Origin of the sequence: Amycolatopsis sp. Poz14 (genome assembly GCF_006704225.1) — a bacterium.
GTDB lineage: Bacteria > Actinomycetota > Actinomycetes > Mycobacteriales > Pseudonocardiaceae > Amycolatopsis > Amycolatopsis nivea.
In genome coordinates, this window is sequence record NZ_JACLHD010000001.1 from 9,104,291 (window position 1) to 9,123,011 (window position 18,721).

General features: G+C 67.0%; 14 protein-coding genes. 7 read left to right on the plus strand and 7 right to left on the minus strand.

The features are described from left to right. Window positions 1-19: 19 nt before the first annotated feature. Complete coding sequence (locus tag FKO37_RS42230; RefSeq protein WP_238608004.1) at window positions 20-1,720, minus strand: N-6 DNA methylase; 1,701 nt, start codon at window positions 1,718-1,720, stop codon at window positions 20-22. A gap of 199 nt (window positions 1,721-1,919) precedes the next feature. On the opposite strand from FKO37_RS42230, the gene FKO37_RS42235 reads away from it, so the two are divergent. Continuing rightward, on the plus strand, window positions 1,920-3,635 hold the full coding sequence (locus FKO37_RS42235) for a DUF6119 family protein (protein ID WP_238608005.1): 1,716 nt from the start codon (window positions 1,920-1,922) through the stop codon (window positions 3,633-3,635). A 223-nt stretch (window positions 3,636-3,858) separates the two neighbouring features. Here FKO37_RS42235 and FKO37_RS42240 read toward each other — a convergent pair whose 3' ends face one another. The 4 genes from FKO37_RS42240 to FKO37_RS42255 all read right to left on the minus strand — a co-directional run bounded on the left by FKO37_RS42240 (window position 3,859) and on the right by FKO37_RS42255 (window position 9,647). Further along, window positions 3,859-4,005, minus strand: coding sequence for a hypothetical protein (locus FKO37_RS42240; RefSeq protein WP_238608006.1), 147 nt, complete (start codon window positions 4,003-4,005; stop codon window positions 3,859-3,861). A 788-nt stretch (window positions 4,006-4,793) separates the two neighbouring features. After that, window positions 4,794-5,528, minus strand: a complete 735-nt coding sequence (locus tag FKO37_RS42245) for a hypothetical protein (RefSeq protein ID WP_238608007.1) — start codon at window positions 5,526-5,528, stop codon at window positions 4,794-4,796. 65 nt (window positions 5,529-5,593) lie between these two features. Beyond that, on the minus strand, window positions 5,594-6,055 hold the full coding sequence (locus tag FKO37_RS42250) for a hypothetical protein (RefSeq protein WP_238608008.1): 462 nt from the start codon (window positions 6,053-6,055) through the stop codon (window positions 5,594-5,596). Between the two features lie 1,348 nt (window positions 6,056-7,403). After that, window positions 7,404-9,647 (minus strand): arylsulfatase, encoded by a 2,244-nt coding sequence (locus tag FKO37_RS42255; protein WP_238608009.1) that lies wholly within the window; start codon window positions 9,645-9,647, stop codon window positions 7,404-7,406. A 126-nt stretch (window positions 9,648-9,773) separates the two neighbouring features. On the opposite strand from FKO37_RS42255, the gene FKO37_RS42260 reads away from it, so the two are divergent. Beyond that, window positions 9,774-11,099, plus strand: coding sequence for an MFS transporter (locus FKO37_RS42260; protein ID WP_238608010.1), 1,326 nt, complete (start codon window positions 9,774-9,776; stop codon window positions 11,097-11,099). 42 nt (window positions 11,100-11,141) lie between these two features. On the opposite strand, the gene FKO37_RS47665 is transcribed toward FKO37_RS42260, so the two are convergent. Next, window positions 11,142-11,894, minus strand: a complete 753-nt coding sequence (locus FKO37_RS47665) for a GntR family transcriptional regulator (RefSeq protein WP_238608011.1) — start codon at window positions 11,892-11,894, stop codon at window positions 11,142-11,144. Window positions 11,895-11,928: 34 nt separating this feature from the next. Next, window positions 11,929-13,452, minus strand: coding sequence for a sulfatase-like hydrolase/transferase (locus FKO37_RS42270; RefSeq protein WP_238608012.1), 1,524 nt, complete (start codon window positions 13,450-13,452; stop codon window positions 11,929-11,931). Between the two features lie 66 nt (window positions 13,453-13,518). Here FKO37_RS42270 and FKO37_RS42275 point away from each other — a divergent pair, with 66 nt between their 5' ends. The 5 genes from FKO37_RS42275 (at window position 13,519) to FKO37_RS42295 (ending at window position 18,719) form a co-directional block, all read left to right on the plus strand. Next, entirely contained in the window at window positions 13,519-14,520 is a 1,002-nt protein-coding gene (locus FKO37_RS42275) for a nucleoside hydrolase (protein ID WP_238608013.1), read from the plus strand. Then, window positions 14,517-15,335, plus strand: coding sequence for a PfkB family carbohydrate kinase (locus FKO37_RS42280; RefSeq protein ID WP_238608014.1), 819 nt, complete (start codon window positions 14,517-14,519; stop codon window positions 15,333-15,335). The genes FKO37_RS42275 and FKO37_RS42280 overlap by 4 nt, the downstream gene beginning before the upstream one ends. A 56-nt stretch (window positions 15,336-15,391) precedes the next feature. Continuing rightward, entirely contained in the window at window positions 15,392-16,243 is an 852-nt protein-coding gene (locus FKO37_RS42285) for a formylglycine-generating enzyme family protein (protein WP_308196574.1), read from the plus strand. A 1,371-nt stretch (window positions 16,244-17,614) separates the two neighbouring features. Beyond that, a complete protein-coding gene (locus FKO37_RS42290; RefSeq protein WP_235147136.1) occupies window positions 17,615-18,295 on the plus strand; it encodes an AfsR/SARP family transcriptional regulator in 681 nt (226 codons plus the stop codon). 172 nt (window positions 18,296-18,467) lie between these two features. After that, window positions 18,468-18,719, plus strand: a complete 252-nt coding sequence (locus FKO37_RS42295; RefSeq protein ID WP_238608015.1) for an acyl carrier protein — start codon at window positions 18,468-18,470, stop codon at window positions 18,717-18,719. The last annotated feature ends 2 nt before the right edge of the window (window positions 18,720-18,721 follow it).

Consider the following 18,721-nt stretch of genomic DNA (forward strand, 5'->3'; position numbering starts at 1 on the left):
GCGTGCGTGGGTCCGGAGGTCACGGCTGATTCGTCTCACTTTCGGTCATTGCAGGGTCGTTGGTCTTCGGTGCGGTCGGTGTCAGTGAGCCGGTGGTCAAGCCGTGCACGGTCTGCGCGATCACGCTTGCGCTCACCTTCGCCAGCGCGCCGAGCATGGTGTCCAGTTCGTCCAAGTGGCGAAAGGCGTCACCGTATCGACGCTGTTCGACCACGGACATACGGGGGATCCGACAACGTCGGAGGTCGTCGCGGCTGAGCGCGCCGAGTGTGTTGGCGATCGGTAATGCGGCAGCGTCAGTACGCAGGAACACGGCGACGAAGTGCGGGTCCAGACGGCTGGTGTCCAGCTCGACGACTTGCGCGATTCCGGTGTCGTCGGCGGACGTGCCGGTAGCGACGAGAGGTGGTCGCCCCAGTGTCCGCACTAGCAGATCACCCTGGCGTGGGGTGGTATCCCTGGAGCGGATCCTTAGGGCGCCGCTTCGCTCCAATTCGGCAAGCGTCACTGAGGTGCTCAGGGCGGATGCACGGCCTGCGGCGAACCGCGGGAGTGTTTGGGCCGCTTGTACGTAAAGCGCCTGCAAGCGATCAGTGACGCGGGCAAGGTCGTTAGCCGTGATCTCGGAACGGATGGTCATGTGGTGAGAAGGCAGCAGATCGCAACTGGAATCGAGTAGTTCGCTACGCGGAATCGCTTGAGCGATCGCCGGATCGAGGCTGCTGAACAACAGTTCCCAGCCATCAGGGTCGTGCGGCACGTCCGCCGGGTTCACGTTCGATAAATCGATCATGCCTACCGCGGTCGAGGGCGTGTCGCGCAGGCGTTGCAGAACCCAGAGATGCAGCCCTGTGCCCGGGAGGGGACTCAGCTCTTTCGGCAGCGAGATCACGTCACGTAGTGCTCCTGACTTCACGAGCGCCACGCGGATCGGTTGCCCGGACGGCTGGACGGCTGCCCTCGGAGTCATCGCGACAACGGCGATTCCTCCGCGGCGCAAGTGCGCATAGCAGTGCTGAATCCACGCCAGCTCACCGTCCCGGGGCCCCGGAACGCCGAAGACCCAGCGCGGATCGTCGGACAACTCGTCCGCCGGCCATCGCGGCGCGTCGAGCGGCGGAAGGCACACCACGGCTTCCGCGGTTCCCAGGTGCTCACTGAGCCGGTTGTCCACCAGGGAGTCGCCGACTCGAACGGGCTCGTACGAGAGGTTCTGAGGATGCGCACGCAAACTGAGTGCAACGTCGGCGGCGACCGACTCGCTGGCGCCCTGACCGGCGAGGTGAACACGGCTTCCGAACCTGTCCGCGGCTGCCATCAGTACGCCGCCGTCCCGGCAGTACGGGTCGAGCAGGGTCGGGGGTTCGGCCTCGGCCCGATCGCCCCACTCCGGGATCAGCGACACCATCACTCTGGCTAGCAGCTGATCCTGGGATAAGTCCGCGATCGCGGCGTCGCGGATTCGCGTCGCTGCCGCGCGATCAAGAACCTGAGTGCCGGTCGTGGTCCGGCCGGCCGTCGCGAGCTGATTGGCTTTCCCTGTTGCCACGAGCCATGCCTCGACCTCGGCCCGCGAGAACAGTGGGCTCTTGCCGGTCTCGCTGATTGGTTCGGGAAAGTCCTGGTAGCGGGCCCGCCAGTTGGATACGGCGGCGCGTCCGACGCCCGCTAGCCGGGCGATCGCGGCGGCAGTCATCACGTCGTCCTGGGCGGCGGTCACTCGCTTGACCGTACAAGAGGGGATCACTCGAAGCAAGCATCCGTGAACACCGATGCCAACGTTCACAATCTGTGAACGGAGTTGCCTATGTTCACAAGGTGTTCTACGGTCTACGTCACCGCAGAGACGTACGAACCCGAGCGTGCTCTCACTCCACCGAAACGCCACCGAGCGCCCCACGCCCTACGTGAGGATCGATATGACCGAAGCCAACGTGACCGTCGAGCGCGCTGATGACCGCGCGAAGCTCCCGCCCACCCGCAAGACCTCGCTTTACAGGTTGCGGGACGCCGGAGAGACGGGCGAGGAGCATCTCCGTGCGTTCGTCTTGCCGCGCTACCTCGACCGCGAGGGCTTCACCACCCGCGTAGTCGACGGGGAAGGGCTCCGAGGTCTGCTCGTCTCCGGCACCATCGCCCCTGGCCCCGCGGACTGGTGCGAGGTGCTGAGCCTCCTGTCTGGCCACCCCGTGGCCGAAGCGAACCAGACGGCTCTGGGTCTGCTCGTCGTGCGGACCGACGCGGCCACCTACGGCCTGACCTACGGCATGGGCCATCTGATGATCGATCCGACTCGGATCGATCCGGGGTTCGGCATCGACTTCGCCGTTCGCTGCCTGACCGAGGAGCGCATCACCAAGGTCCGCCGCCAACTAATGGACGCCCGCGGTCGCACAGACGAGAACTCCGCGACCGGCGGTGAGCACATCCGAGGCTTCGGCATCGAGCAGTTCGGCGAAATCGTCAGCCAGATCTCCGGACAGATCAGCGGAGTGCCGCTCACCTTCACCAGGGACGGCAAACGAACCGCCCACGTCACCGGAACCGACCGCTCGATCAAGATCCACCTCGGCAGTACACCCGCTTCACTCCTACACGACATCCGGCAGGTCGAGGAGGTATGCGCCCGCCCGAATCCACTTCCAGAGTTCGAGTTCATCGCCCAGGTGCGCCCGCTCGACCCGAAGTCCCAGAGGGCACAGCACCTGGATACGCGCCTCGATGCCATGCTCGGCGAGGCCGACAGCAACCGTGTCGGACTCGCCGTACCCAGCGAGTGCCGCGACCGGTACGAGTTCGCCGAGTCGTTCAAGGTCTCAATCGCCGGCAACGCGCAGCAGATGACCGAGTTGGACGTCGACGACCTCGTCGCAGCGGTTCGACACCGGCGAGACGCCAGCCGCTTGCAGGCTCTCCGTGAGGGACGCATCGAGATGTTCGCCGACACCGACGGCGCTGATCGCCTCAGCCGCAAGGTGCCCGCCGACCACTGGCTCACCGCCGAGGTGTCCGATGACGTCGTCCACCACTTCTACTGGCAGGGCCGGTGGTACGAGATCGGCGCCAACTACCTGGCCGTCATTGAGAAGAGGATTGCCGAGCTGCTGGCCCAGTCCGTCAGCGTCGCCCTGCCGCCATGGACGAAGGGCGACGGCCATGACGAAGGCTGGTACAACGAGCAGATCGCCGAGCAGGACAGCTACGTGCTGCTCGACAAGAACACCGTCCGCACGAAGCGCCTGCGCGGCGGCGGACTCGAACTCGGCGACGTGCTCGGGCCGAACGGTCAGTTCATCTGCGTCAAGAAGGCGGATAAGACGGCGGCTCTCAACCACCTTTTCGCACAGGGCAGGGTGGCGATCGAGACCCTGCGCTACGACCGTGAAGCTCGGGCGAAGTTTCTCGACAAACTAGACCAACTGGCACCTGGTCATCCGCTGGACCCAGCGCTCAGTTCGCCGACGCTCGTCTACGCCATCCTGCTCAAGGACGGAGTGTCGCTGACCTCGCAGTCGATGTTCGCCTTCGCCAAGGTGTCCTTACTGCACGCGGCCACAGCGCTCCAGGGCCTGGGTGTACACGTGGAGATCGTCTCCATCTCGCGAACCCACAACACGGGTGCGGCTGGCGGCTAGGTCAAGAAGCTGGTCTCGACGGAGTCGGCGGGACTGTCATCTCGACATCGTGAAGCAGTACCTCGCATGCGGAAAGCGCACTGTTAGCCGGCTGAATCGACCGATGTTGGATGCCTTGATCACAGAACCGGCCAAGCGGGAGCGAGCGGGCGTGTACTTGCGGGGTGCTGTGGCCCCACTATGTGGATAGTTCCGGTGCAAGTCGATCGGGATTGTGCTCCTCTCACGTGAGCGCCGATTCCGGGATGTGCAGCAGCACGCGTTCGGTTCCAGCGTCCTCAGCGGCAAGCGGTTCGACCTCCAGCCACGGCCGGTCGAGCAGTTGGCCGAACTGCCACATGCGTTCCTCGTTGCCGCTGAGTACCACCACGCGGTCTGGCCGGTTGCCCTCGCCAGCTATGGTGCGCCATCGGACTCCGTCGTCTGGCCCGCACCGCGTCACGGCCACCCAGAACGACGCCCAGTCGATCGGCGCTGCAGTCGGCGCCCGGGCGAACAGACTCGTCCAGTCCGGCGTCGTGCCGACGGTATGGGATGTGCTCAGAGTAAGGAGTCTCGCTCGCGTCCTCGCTCGCGTCCTCGACGGTGCCGCCCAATTAGGCGGCAAAGCCTCGCTGAGTGACTGTGCCGACATCACGTAGAGCCACTCGCCGAACCACGGCCAACCCACCCGCCGTCGCCACCACTCCGGTGGCGCTGCGGTCATCGGGCCCGGAGCGGCGGGGGTTGTGCCCGACCAGGACGTCAACGGCCCAGCCCAGTGCGGTACCGGAAACACGTAATAGACCGGCAGCGGGGGCCCGAACGGCGGGTTGAGATAGCGATCCAGTTGGCGGGTATCGATCCACAGCACGTGTTTGCTACCGGTCGCCTCAGTAGTCTTCAGTTCGAGGGCTATCGTCTTCCCCGGCCCAGACGTGGCGAGCCGAGGCAGTTCGGCCAAGACGTCCTCGCCGGACGTAGGCCACCACATCGCTCCGTTCGGAAAGCGGCTCGATAGGTAGATGCTCGTCCAATGCTCCAACGTCTTCTCTGGAATGGAACGCATACATCCCCCGGTCCGCGTATCAATATTGACCTCGCAGGTGACTGATTGTCTACGCGGTACACGGCGGCAGCCGTCGACACGCCGAGAAGATGCCACCCGAACTGTGGTGATCATCCGTGTTCCTGCCTTGACCACCTGATCTTGAAGTGATCGACGTTGCGCTGCGGGTCGGCTCGGATGATCGCCACGAGCAGCCGGGAGCGAGCGGCACCGATGCGGAGCTTCTTCCGAAGCTTGTCCGCGGAGATCGGTCGGCGATACGCATCCCAATGACGCAGGTCTTCCTCTCTTGCCCGCCTAAGCAGGTGGTCATCAACCGTCCTGGATGCTGCCAGGTTGCTCTGCTTGTGGGCCGACGTTTCGATTGGTTTCACTTCTGCGCTGGACGACTCTGGTGCCGTGCTTCCAGCAACGGTGGGTTCGGCGGCGAACAGCTCCCGCATCCGATTCATGCCGCAAGGCGCTTCTTCGGTCGGTCGGCTCGCGATGGTCAGCGCCCTCAGCAGATCTGGGCCGACCTCAGCCCAGCCGATCAGCAGCAGTGGCCCCACGGCGTCAAACGCGGCCTTGCCATAGTCGCCAGCAACGAGTGGGTCAGCCACGTTCAATGCAAGGGTCACCACATTGGCAAAGATCAGCAGCCGGCGGGCCGGCCGCAGCTGCTCGGGCCTTGTCACCATCAGGGCCAGGTGCCGACTGCCGAGGAGGAGCCCGAGGATTGAGAGGTCGACGGCGGGTGCGACGAGTGGAGCGACCCAGATGGGCACGCCGAGTCGGAGCGCGAGGTTGAGGACGTTGCCGAAGCCGAACATGAAGGTGAGGCCGACGACGATGCCCATGATCACGGTGACGGCCTTAACGATGGTGGCTCCATCCGAACCTGGTCGAGTTGACATTGCTGGGGGCCGGGTCATCGGTGGTCACCTGCTTCGACGCGCGGACGCCCGTGGGCGTCTCGCGTGGGGATGCCGCGTTCCCGCAGCTTGTTCAGCACGGTGGTGTGGTTGACTCCCAGGTGATCACCGACCCGTGCCAAGGACCAGCCGAGCTTGTAGAGATGGATGGCGTCGTCGACCTGCTCGGGTGAGAGACCGCGGCGGCGCATCGGCACGCCGTGCCGATGGAGGATGGTGCTGACCGTCCGCCGTTCGATGCCGAACCGGTCACTGAGTTCGTACACGGTTGCGCCGGCCTGGTAGTCGGCGATCAGCTGCTCGACTTGATCGGCACGGAGTTGCCGGGCCCGGCGAGGTCGGTCGCGCTTGACCAAGGTCGGCTCGGGCGTATCGATACTGGGAAGCTTCTCTCGGAGCTCTTCCAGGGCTCTGACCTGGTCTTTTATGTTCGAGTAAGCTCCCCCAAGGTCCACCACGACGAAACACCGCCCGCCGGATGCAAAATCCAGGCAGGGCGGTTTTTTCGCATAGATGGATCTTGAGTTTGAGGCACCACACTTCAGCTGCCGTTCAGTAGCTGAGCAATCCTGGGAGCAGTCCCGGCCCCGTTCCGGTTCAGGCGCACGCGAGGCTCCAGAGCATCTCGCCCAACGGGTGATTATCGGAGGTCCCTTCCGAATGCGGGTGTGCAAGGCCGCCGCACCACAGTTCATGCCGATACGTGCTGAGCCAAAACCACGAGGCCGAAACAAACAACCACGGTTGCTAGCCACCGTGAGCACGCCGCTGCCGCCGACGGGCTCGCCGCCTGCGCGCCGGCACGCTCCGCGTGCGAGAAGCTGACGGCTGGCACCGACGCGCTGGCCGCTGTTCTCGGCGAACTCAGGTTGCAAGCATTCGGTGGTGGTCGCAGAAATGGCGTCTTCGCATGGACTGCGGCCCCACGCCGATCGGCGTCACGCTCTGCGGGGTTGAACGCGATCTTCGACGCCGCGGCATGCCGGGGACGGCGATGGCCGCTGCCGTGCTGCCCCGGGCTCGGCGGACCTCCATTCGGCGTGATCGCCGCGGACCCGGCCCTTGGGCCGACATGTCGGCCCAAGGAGCCCTGGCCGTCAGTTGTCTGACAGACCTGTGCGAGACCTTCCACCTCCTGATCGCCAACCGGCATCGAGCCAGCCGAAGCTGGGCTCGGCCGTCCGGAGCTCGGGGCTGGGCTTCCCTCGCAAAGCGGCATCGAGGCAGCCTTCCGTGCGCAGGTCGAGCAGACCGACCCGGCGACCGAACCGGTTCGCATTCCAGCCGAACGCTCGGCGTTGTCGTCGCCGTTCTGGACCGCCGAACAATTCGGAGTCCAGGACATCATCGGCCCGCGCGCCAGCCGCCCATTGCTCAGAGACTGGACCCGCGACGCCTGCCGGTTGCTGTCGGACAAGCTCGGGAGGGCCTCAGTCGGCACCCGGCCGTGAACGAGGTACCGATGCGGCCGGGTCGGTCCCGTGGGGTCGTGGCCCTCTTGCGCAAGGGGCCTGACACCGAACCGGAATGAACCTGGCGGAGCTGGCATGGGTATCCGGCATCCCGGTCAGGGTGCACAGACGCTCTTGCCGTTTCCTCAGGGCTGGCCTACGTACCCGGTGCTTTCTCGATCCCGCCCCGGTCACCGTGCAGCGGATCCGAGTACGCACCGAGTGCACGGCAACCAAACCCAGGCTGCCGAGGATCGGATGACAGGACAAGCCGCCTGCCGCGCCGGGCGGAATTGGCAGCGACGTTCCAGGCCGACGTCGTTGCGCGCGCCTGCGCTCCCGGCCGGAAGGCGGGCTATTGTTCCCGTTCCAGGCCCCCTGCGATCTCCTCGGCTCGGGAGGAGTCCAAGTATTCGAGGGTGACGCTTTCGAGCACGCCGTCGGGCAGCGCGAATTCTCCTTGGTACGCCGTCGATACCTGGCTTCCCTTGTCGCGGCCGACGTCCAGCCCGTAGCAGGAGAGGCGGCCTGCGGCGACCGGAATCAGCGCTTCGCCGAATGTCTCGGAGCCGAGGAACAGCTCCACTTTCGCGGTGCGATCCGGTTTCCGGGAGAGGGTGAATCCTAAGTGCCCGGGGGCTTCCGCGATCGGTCCGGACCGGCAGGTGACTCGCTCGTCGAGAAGCAGGTGTTCGAACACCAGCTCCTGGCGAAGCAGGTAGAGCACGTACCCTCCGTACGAACCGCCGCTCGCGAGGATGACGCCTTCCGCGGGCCAGGCGTCTGCCCGGATTCCTGCGTCGACTCGCATGGACCGGTCGGTGCCGGTGATCCGGCTGGCGAGGGGAACGTGACTCTGCCCGGGACGCAGCACCAGACGCCGCAGCGCCATCAGCCCCTGCGGTGCCCGCAGGCCGAGCAACGTGACGAGGGGCCGGTCGTCGAGCGGAAAAACGTCGTTGGCTTCTGCTTCCCGTTCCCATAATCGCCGCAGTTCATTCACAAGCTCGGGACGATGGGCGGCGATGTCGTGGCACTCGGAAAAATCAGCGGCGGTGTCGTAGAGCCGCCAGGTATCGGCGTCGAACGAGGCGCCAGGAGTGTGGATGGTGACGGCTTTCCAGCCGCGGTGCCAGATGGCGCGGTGGCCGAGCATTTCGAAGTACTGCGTGTCCCGCGCGGACGGAGCGTCCGGGTCGGCAAAGGTTTTTGCGATGCTGCGCCCGTCGACTGGACCGCTCGGTTCGAGGCAGGCGAGTTCGAGCAACGTGGGCATGATGTCGATCGCGTGGACGAACTGGTTCCGTGTCTGCCCGCCCCCGTCGATGCCGGCCGGCCAATGCACGACCAGCGGCGACCGGATGCCGCCGAGGTCGACGAATTGCTTGTACCGGCGGAACGGGGTGTTGCCGGCGCTCGCCCATCCCTGCGGATAGTGCGCCGGGCCGTCCGGTCCGCCGATCCGGTCCAGCCGGGCGAGTTCCTGGTCGAGAGTTTGTTCTACCCGCCCGTAAGCCGAGTTGAGGTCCGCGGTTCCGGCGGCACCGCCCTCGGGGCTCGCGCCGTTGTCGGACAGCACCAGCACGATCGTGTCGTCCAGGATGCCCCAGTCGCGCAGCGCGTCGAGCACCCGGCCCACCTGTGCGTCGGCGTGTTCGAGGAAGCCGGCGAACGCGGCTTGCAGGTGGACTGCGAGCCGCTGTTGTTCGGCGCTGAGGGTGTCCCACGCCGGCACGCCCGGATTGCGTTCCGTCAGCTCGGTCTCCGGCGGCACCAGGCCGGATTCCCGTTGCCGGCGCAGCCGGTCCTCGCGCGTGCGGTCCCAGCCTTTCTCGAAGACGCCGAGGTAGCGCTCCAGATAGGGGCGCGGGACCTGGAATGGGGCATGGGTCGCGCCGAGAGCCAGCTGCAGGAAGAACGGGCTGCCCGGCCGGAACGCGAGGTGGTCGCGGACGAACCCGATCGCGCGGTCCGCGAGATCCGCCGACAGGTGGTAGTCCGCGCCGCCCGGCGGGTCGACCGGATGGTTGTCCTCGTACAGCTCGGGAACGTACTGGTCGGTGCAGCCGTCCAGGAAACCGTAGAAGCGGTCGAAGCCCTTGGCCAGCGGCCAGTTGCCGAACGGTCCGGCCGGGCTGATCTCCGGCAGGGGCGCGAGATGCCATTTGCCGGCCAAGTAGGTGCCGTATCCGTCCCTGCGCAGCCGGGACGGCAGCAGCTCGATGCCGGGGTGGACGCGACCCCGGGAATTCGGGAACCCGGTGTCGGCGCTGGGCAGGAACCGCATCCCGGCAGCGTGATGGTTGCGGCCGGTCAGCAAGCTCGCGCGGGTCGGCGCGCACAGCGGCGTGACATGGAAGTTCGTGTAGCGCAGACCACCCGCGGCGAGCCGGTCGATCGCGGGAGTGGAGATCTCGGAGCCGAAACACCCGAAGTCCGACCATCCCGTGTCGTCCAGCACCACCAGGACCACGTTGGGTGCACCCGGGCGGCTCGGCGGCTCCGGCCAGTACGACGACGACTCGGCGACGGTGCGCCCGATCCGTCCTTGCCACGCCGGGTCCGTTCCTTGTCCGGGCACACCGGTCAGTTCCGCCACCGTTCCTCCTCGCCGTCGTTTCCGCGCCACCGTCTCGCCCAGCCGGGCTTGACTATCCGTGACCGCCGTCTCAGTATGAACCAGCTACTGACAGACGTCTAGACGTCCATTGTCGAAGGAGTCCGGATGGACCGCCTCATTGCTCGTGGTCACGGCAGGCTCGTCGTGGCCAGCGTCATCGGGAACACGATCGAGTTCTACGAGTTCAACACCTTCGGGACGATGACCGCGCTGGTGTTCGCGCACCTCTTCTTCCCTGCTGCCAGCCCCGTGGCAGGCACTCTGCTGGCATTCGGCACGTTCGCGGTCGGGTTCGTGTCCCGGCCGCTCGGCGGCGCGCTCTTCGGATATCTCGGCGACCGGTTCGGACGGAAACCGGTCATGATCTGGACGCTGATGGTGATGGGCGGCGCGACCGTCCTGATGGGAGCGATTCCGACGTACGACAGCATCGGCATCGCGGCTCCGGTTCTGCTGACCGTGCTGCGGTTCGTCCAGGGTTTCGGGATCGGCGGGGAGTGGGGAGCCGCGGTCACGCTGGTCACCGAGCACGCGCCGGCGAAGCGCCGCGGGCTCTACGGCAGTCTCGTGCAAACCGGCAGCGGTTTCGGCCTGGTGCTCTCCTCGCTGACGATCACAGTGTTGCTCGCCGTGCTGACGACCGACCAGCTGCTCGCCTGGGGCTGGCGCATCCCGTTCCTGATCAGTGTCGGCCTGATCGGGGTCGGCTTGTGGGCACGGCTGCGGATCGCCGAATCGCCGGAGTTCGAGCGGATCAAGGCAACCGGAACACGCCCGCGCTCGCCGCTGTGGGAAACGGTGCGGCACCACCCGGCGACCGTGCTCTTGTCGATCGGGATCTACACGTCGGTCGCGGCGTTCGGCTTCCTGATGGTCTTCGTGACCTCCTACGCCGTTTCCCCGCTCGGCTTCTCCCGGTCGATGGTCATCGACGCCCTGCTCGTGGGCAATATCGTGAACCTGCTCGCGGCACCGCTCGGAGGACTGCTCTCCGACCGGATCGGGCGGCGCCGCTCCTTCGTCATCGTCGCGCTGTGCCGTGTGCCGTTGGCGTTCGTGTTCTTCGCGGTGCTGGAAGCACGGACCGTCGGTGCGCTGTTCCTCGCTCTGATCCTGGTGAATCTGTTCAACGGCCTGGCTTACGGCATCCAAGCGACACTGTTCACAGAGCTGTTCCCGGCACGCGTCCGATACACCGGGATCTCGCTCGGCTTCCAGGCCGCGACCGTCCTCGGGGGCGGGCTCATGCCGACGATCGCGACGCTGCTGTTGTCCGCGAACGGCGGCCAGCCTTGGGGAATCGCCGCGTACATCGCCGCACTGTGCGTCGTCACGGTGATCTGCGTCGGGCTTGTGCGGACCCGCGGATTCGCCGGCTCCTCAGGCGCGGCGGAAACCGATCCGGCGGTGACGGAAAAGCAAGGGTCCTGAGAAGGAGAGGGGGAAGACCGTTCGGTGTTCCCCCTCTCCCTCTCAGGTGCCGGTCGTGCGCACCAGCATGAAAGTGAAGACGTCGGACCGGTAGTACCCGGATGTGGACACGACTATCTCCCCGGTGTCCGCGTGGCTGGCCTGGCGGGCATGCAGAACCGGCGCTCCGTCGGCGAGGCGGAGCAGCCGCGCGACGCTCGGGTCGGCCGCGACCGCGTCGAGCCGAGCCTCGTCCCGCACCACGCGAAGCCCGATGCGCTGCATCAGGCTCGGCAGGTCCGCGTCGAGGTCGGTGAGCCGGTCGGCTGGGAAGTCGACGCCGTTGAGTCGAAGCGGAATGTGATCCCGCAGGACGATGGCGGGCACGCCGTCGATGGTCAAGCACCGTTCGACGCGCCAGATCGGGTCGCCGGGGTGAAGACCCAGCTCGCGCGCCGCTTCGTCCGCACCGTCGATCCGGTCCACCTTGGCGTGCGAAAGCGCCGGGGTGTGCCCAGCGGCCTCGATCTTGTGCGGCAGGGACCCGACGTCGGCGATGTCGACGTAGATGTTCGTCACCGCACCGCCGAGCGGCGCGGAAGTGTCGCGCACAAACGTGCCGACACCCCAGCGACGCGTCACCAGTCCTTCGACCCAGAGCTGGCCGAGCGCCTCGCGCACCGTGACGCGGCTGACGCCGAGGCGGCGGGCGAACTCGGCCTCCGAGGGAAGCTGGTCGCCCGCCTGCAGCTCGTCGGCGATGAACTGCCGGATCGCCTGTGCGGCCGTCGCGGCGCGCTTCGGGGGCTTAATCACCCGGCCACCCTAAAGCCCACCGGCCCGCACCGGCTCACCATGTCCCGATCCCGAACAGCCCGCGCGGACTGTTCGGATAGCCCTCCAGCGCAATCCGTTCGAACAACCGATCACGCAGATCCCGCTGGATCCACTCGGATTCCGGCCTGCCGGCAAGGTTGTGCTGTTCGTCGGGATCGCGTTCCAGATCGAACAGCTGCTCGCCGCCGCCGGCCAGAAAGCTCGTGTAGCGATAGCGCGCGGTGCGCAACGTCCGTGCCCAGTTTCCCGGAGTCGCCGACCAGTGGTTGTTGTTGCTCTGGATGTAAACCGCGTCGCGCGGTTCCGACTCCGAAGACGAGGCGAACAGCGAGCGTCCGGCGAACCGGGGCAGGGTGTCCGGTTCGTACGGCCGCCCGAGATCGGGCTTCGGCAGCACGGGCTGGGGCAGTCCGGCCAAGTCGAACACAGTCGGAGCGAGATCGCACAGGTCGACCAGATCGGTGCGGACGCCCGGTTCGACCCCGGGGCCGCGCACTATCAGCGGAACCCGGATGCACGGGTCGTAATGGCGCTCCCATTTCCCGAGAAGACCGTGATCGTGCAGCAATTCGCCGTGATCCGAGGTGAAAATGACGTGCGTGCGGGCGAGCCTGCCGGTCTCGTCCAGGCAGTCCAGCAGCACGCCGAGCTCGTGATCGAGGTGGGCGAGGTCGGCGAAGTACAGCTTCCGGTCGCGTTTCCAGTCCGCGATGTCGTAACTCGGCCGGGCATACCGCTCCTGTGCGAAATACGGGACGCGCGCGTCGTCCTGCCATTCCGCCCCGACGGGTTCGGGGATCAACGCCTCGCAGACCAGCGGCACGTATTCCTGCGGCGGAGTGAAAGGGTTGTGCGGCTGCACGTAGCTGACCTGCGCGAACAGCGGCGTGTCGACCGGGGTTTCGCGGATGAAGTCGCGCGCTCGGCCGGTGATCCAGGCCGTCTGGGACACCTCGGCGGGAAAAGGCAGCGGATACGCCTCGCCCGCCGTCTGCGGGTAGTACTCCCTGGCGCGGCGGATTTCCTCGGCAAGGTCGGTGTGCTCGGGCCCGTAGTCGGCCAGCTCCGGGATCATCGTCATCCACACCGTCGCCTGCGCGGCACGGTAGTGCGCAGGATGGACCCGCCGCACCCAGTCCAGCCACTCCCCGGCGCGCGGGTCCTCGCTGATCCGCGTGACCTCGAAGCCGTAGGGCCGGTAGTCGGGGCGTACGCCCGCCAGCTGCGGCTGGAAATGCAGCTTGCCGAACGCTCCGGTCCGCCAGCCTGCCCCCTGGAGGGCGTGCATGAAAGTCGGCACGTCGGGACTGAGGCGGTAACCGCATTCGGTGACACCGTGCCCCTGGCTGCTCAGGCCGGTCGCGATGCTCGCCCGCGCGGGGCTGCAGACCGGGTTGGGGGTGAAGGCATTGGCGAACCGGACCCCGCTCTCGGCCAGCCTGCGCAGATTCGGCACGGCGACGACCCCTTCGAACGCCCGCTCCAGCCAGCGAGCGGCAAGCTGATCCACCATCACGAGCACTATGTCCGGTCGCACCGTTCCACCCTTCCACCCTTCGCAAGACGTCTAGACGTCCTTCCTATTCCCTGTCATAGTGAAGTCATGCCGCTGGGACCTGTCAAGCAGAACGGACGCTCGCCCGTCATCCTCGACGTCGACACCGGGGTGGACGACGCTCTCGCCCTCCTGTTCGCTGTCCGGCATCCGGGGCTCCGGGTGCTGGCGATCACCTGCGTGGCCGGCAATGCCGCCGTCGAGCAAGTCGTCCGGAACACGCTCACCGTGCTCGACCACGCCGATGCGCCCGCGATACCCGTCGCCGCGGGAGCCCGGCGTCCGCTGATCGCCGCACCGCACGACGCGAGCCACGTCCACGGCAGCGACGGCTTGGCCGGCCTCGGGCTGCCGGCCCCGCTTCGCGCACCGGATCCCCGCCATGCCGTCGAGTTGCTGCGGGACACCATCCTCGACGCGCCCGAACCGATTACGCTCATCGCGCTCGCCCCGTTGACCAACCTCGCCCTGCTGGCTCGGATCTATCCCGAAGCGCTGCAACGACTTGAGCGGATTGTCGTGATGGGCGGCTCCGCCTCGACAGGCAACGCGACGCCGGTAGCCGAGTTCAACACGTGGCACGATCCCGAGGCCGCCGCCATCGTCTTCTCCGCCGGGGTGCCCGTGACGATGTACGGGCTCGACGTGTTCTACCGCGTCGGGGTACGCACGGCCGACTGCGAAAAGCTGGCCACGCACGAGGATCGCGGTGCTCGCCTCGCCGAACAGTTGCTGCGCCACCAGCTCCGTGTCTGCGCCGGCGAGGGCCGCACGGAGCCTGGCACCGCCACAATCGGCGACGCCGGCGCGGTCTGCGCGGTCGCTGATCCCGCAGGTCTCGGCACCGCGCTCCTTCCCGTCCAGGTGGAACTCGCCCCTGGGCACAGCCGCGGCCAGACGCTCGTCGACCGCCGGGTGCGGCCGGGCGAGCAGGAACTTCACGGGATGGCCGATCCGGCCGCACGGATCGAGGTGGCGATCGACGTGGCCGCCGACCGCTACCGCGACCTGTTCCTGTCCACCCTCATGGGCGAGCAAGGCGCGCTGTGAACGGCATCGTCAGCGTCGTCGGATCGCTCAACATCGATCACGTCGTTTCCGTCGCTCGGCATCCCGCTCCGGGCGAAACCGTGCTCGGCGGGCGCCTGCGGATTCTGCCCGGCGGCAAAGGAGCCAACCAGGCAGCTGCCGCCGCGCGCGCTGGTGCCACCGCCCGGATGATCGGCCGCGTCGGGGACGATCCGGAGGGCAGGCGGTACCTGCGCGGTCTCCGCCGTCGCGGGGTCGACACTTCCGCAGTCCTGCGCACGCCCGGGTCCGTCACGGGTAGGGCCCACGTCACGCTCGACCACGCCGGGGAGAATTCGATCGTCGTCATTCCCGGCGCGAACGACACGCTCACTGCCGACGGGGTGACCGCGGCTGCCGAGTCGATTCGCACTGCCTCCGTCGTGTTGCTCCAGTTGGAGAGCCCTCCGGCCGCAGTGGCGCGAGCCGCGGAACTGGCTGCCGAAGCCGGGGCACGACTGGTTCTCAACGCCTCTCCCGCGGAGACGCTGCCCGACTGGCTTCTCCAGCTCGCGGATCCGGTCATCGTCAACGAGCACGAGCATCGGCGATTGCGCGTTCAGCCCAGGTCCGTGTGTGTGACACTGGGTGCGGCCGGAGCCCACTGGGGCGAGCACAGCGAACGACCGCCGCGGACGGCCGTCGTCGACACCACCGGTGCCGGCGATGCGTTCGCGGGAACGCTCGCCGGTCTGCTCGCCGCTGGTGTCAGCGAACAACCCGCGCTGGCGGCCGCGGTCGCGGCGGGGGCGCAAGCCACTACCTGGCACGGGGCACAGGGATGGGAGTTCTCGTGAACAACACCTGTTGCGCGGCTGCCCGAGAAACCCCGGCCGCACACTCCGCCCAGCCGGTGCCGGCAGCGAATGAGGAAGTGCGCAACCGGCTCCAGCGCGGCATGATCCGGCTTCCCGGCGGCGAATTTCTCATGGGCACTGACGACCCCGACGCCAACCCCGCCGACGGCGAAGGACCAGTGCGCCCAGTCCGGGTCGCGGCGATGCGCATCGCCGCCACCACCGTCACCAACCGGCGCTTCGCCGCTTTCGTCAAAGACACCGGCTACGTGACCGATGCCGAACGCTACGGATGGTCCTTCGTCTTCCACCTGTTCGTCCCGCCGACGGTGCAGAAGACCATCACGCAGGCACCCGCCGCCGCGCCATGGTGGCTTCCCGTGGACGGGGCGTACTGGAAGCGTCCGGAGGGGCCGGGGTCGGCCATCGGCGACCGGCCCGAACACCCGGCAGTGCACGTGTCCTGGAACGACGCACAGGCGTACTGCGCGTGGAGCGGCACCCGGCTGCCCAGCGAAGCCGAGTGGGAATACGCCGCCCGCGGAGGCCTGGTTCAAGCCCGCTACCCGTGGGGCGACGAACTCACCCCGCGCGGCAAGCACCGTTGCAATATCTGGCAGGGTCGCTTCCCCGAGCACAACACCGGCGACGACGGCTTCGTCGGCACCGCACCGGCCAAAGCGTTCCCGCCCAACGGGTTCGGCCTCTACCAGACGGCCGGGAATGTGTGGGAGTGGTGCGCGGACACGTTCCGCGCGCCGGACGCGGAACCCGACGCACACGTCATGCGGGGCGGCTCGTACCTGTGCCATGACTCGTACTGCAACCGCTACCGAGTCGCCGCCCGCACCAGCAACACGGCCGACAGCAGTTCCGGCAACGTCGGGTTTCGCGTCGCCGCAACGTAATGCCGCCACTCCGACACATCCCGGACGCCCGTTCGGGGCATCCGTTTGATCACGCAGTTGATGCTGGTCTGAGAGCTTTCTCGGGTTGCGGGCTGATCTTTCCGGTCGGCCTCGTCTGCGCCCTCCGCTGAACGCTGCCGACAGTTGCAGACGGGGTATAGGCGCAGGAAGCTGGACTGGCGTCATTCATGGGGGGATATCCCCATCCGTCCCGCGGCAGCGACGTTGGGCTTCGGGTCCTGCCGCCGGAGCTCGCGGCAGAACCGAACTGCAGTTCGACGAGGGCATCCGGGCCGGAACCCCGGATTTCAGCCACCGGTTGGTGAAGCGCGCTCGGCGGGAAATGCGCGCTCTCGGTCTCAACGCGGTCCATCGACCGGTTTCGCGGCACAGCCAGCGGTATGGCGACCGTAACCAGACGAGGCGGCCGGACGCGACCGGCGTCTCCCGACGACGTCGGCAAGCCTGCCATGCCCATCGGTTCGCCCAGCGCCGGGCTCCCGATTCAGCCGACGCGGTGCCCGTGCCTTGCCAACGACCAAGTGCAGAACGCGCCGTCCCGCAGACGATCGGGTCGCAGCCTCCGAAAGTCACGGTCAGGCAGCAAGACCCGCCGGGCGCTGCGCGAGGCGCTGCTAGGCGCAGTGCTCTGTTCACGAGCAGCCCGGCTGTCGATCATGTCCGGCGCGGGCCCGGACGCCGGTCGAGCGAGCCCTCACCCGGCTCCCCTATCCGCAAACGGCACCGGGATCGGGCCGCGCGAGCGTCCTTGCTTCGGTCAGCGGCAGCCCGCCTCTCAGGACATTTCGACGCGCGAAGCTCCGCTACAAGTACGCAAGCTCGCAAAATGCCGGCACCCGGACAACTCTCGGGAACAACGGAAACACTCTGCGTCGCCGGCCCGATAATAGATAACCATTCGACGACCCGGCAGCATCGGGCAGAAATTGTGCCCAGAACTGCAAATTGCACTCACCCCATGTCGAAAAATGTCGCTCCGCCTTGGCCGCGTTAATTGATTCAACACCGTACCGGCGAGTACGGCAAGGTATTCGCCGCCGAGAGGCCCCTGGTGGAGGCAACACCACTGCCCCTACTGGTGCTAGCACTACCATCGGGAGGCCCTGCCCGGTAAATCGCGAGGGTCCATCCCATTCGGCGCGGGAAACTGCGAACATGACGCAAACGCATTACCCCAATCGGAGGTAGACCGACTTTTCAATGTCTGACATGCTCGGCTCGGCCGACAGCTCGGTGCGTGGGGTCACTTGAGGCGGGCTATTTTTCTCAGGGGTAGATATGGAAATTGAGCTATTGGGATCGGTCACGCTCAGGCAAGCCGGCCGCAGACACGGAGTCGCGTCGCGAAAGGTGCGGACTGTGTTGGCGTTGCTGGCCTTGTCGCCGGGGGTTCCGTTGTCCCTGGACACGCTCGCGGACGAACTGTGGGCCGACAAACCGGTCTCCAACGTGCGCAATGCGTTGCAGGCCAACATCGCGCGGTTGCGGAAGCTCGTGTTCACCGTGACCGGCGAGCGGGAGGTGGTCCGGACGGTCAGCAGCGGGTACCTGATGACCGTGCCTGCCGAGGCCGTCGACGCGCATCGGTTTTCTGCCTTGGCACAGCGTGGGGCCGCGTTGCTCGGGCAGGATCCGCGGGGAGCCATCACGGTCTTCGAGCAAGCGTTGCGGCTCTGGCGGGGGCCGGCGTTGCTCGACGTGGCCGATTGCACTCGCTGCCGGTTGGCTGCCGAGCAGCTGAACGAGCGCCGGCTCACCGTGCAGGAGGACCTGATCTCCGCGCGGCTTCAGGTCGGCGAGCATCATGGGCTTTCCCACGACCTGAAACAACTCGTCGCGGAGAACCCGGCGCGCGAGCGGCTCAGCGAGTACCTGATGATCTCGCTTTACCGCGACGGCAGGCAGGGCGAGGCGGTCTCGGTCTTCCACAGCACCCGGAAGTGGCTGGGCGCCGAACTCGGACTGGAGCCCGGGCCGGGGCTGCGCCGGCTGTACCAGTCCATCCTGATGCAGGACCAGGTTCTCGACTGAACCGTCGTTTTCGCTTCCACCGGGTCAGCATGGCAGTCCCCGATGACCGCCTGCTGACACCGCGCCTACGGGGGCGTCGCGTCAGGGCGCTGTCAGAAGGGTGTCACCGCTCGCCGCTAGTTTTCGGGGCCGAATCCCTTGTAACGGTCCCTGACGATCGGGAGTGACCCCCATGACGACAGCCGTCTCCGAACGCATGCAGCAGATCCGCGAGATCGTCTGCACGCACCTCGAGCTCGACGACGCGGAGCTCACCGAAACCAGCGATTTCGCCGACGACCACGAGGCGGATTCGCTGTCGCTGATGGACGTGCTGGCCGCGCTGGAGAAGAAGTTCGGCGTCACGATCGACCAGGCGCAGTTCACCCGGATGACCAACCTGCGCGCGGTGTACGAGGTCGTCTCGGAATCCGCGAGCTGGTAGCC

What these genes read in the sequence shown, in the direction of transcription:
- FKO37_RS42235 (WP_238608005.1), top strand. Translation starts at nt 1,920, where the DNA reads ATGACCGAAGCCAACGTGACCGTCGAGCGCGCTGATGACCGCGCGAAG.
- FKO37_RS42260 (WP_238608010.1), top strand. Translation starts at nt 9,774, where the DNA reads ATGGACCGCCTCATTGCTCGTGGTCACGGCAGGCTCGTCGTGGCCAGC.
- FKO37_RS42275 (WP_238608013.1), top strand. Translation starts at nt 13,519, where the DNA reads ATGCCGCTGGGACCTGTCAAGCAGAACGGACGCTCGCCCGTCATCCTC.
- FKO37_RS42295 (WP_238608015.1), top strand. Translation starts at nt 18,468, where the DNA reads ATGACGACAGCCGTCTCCGAACGCATGCAGCAGATCCGCGAGATCGTC.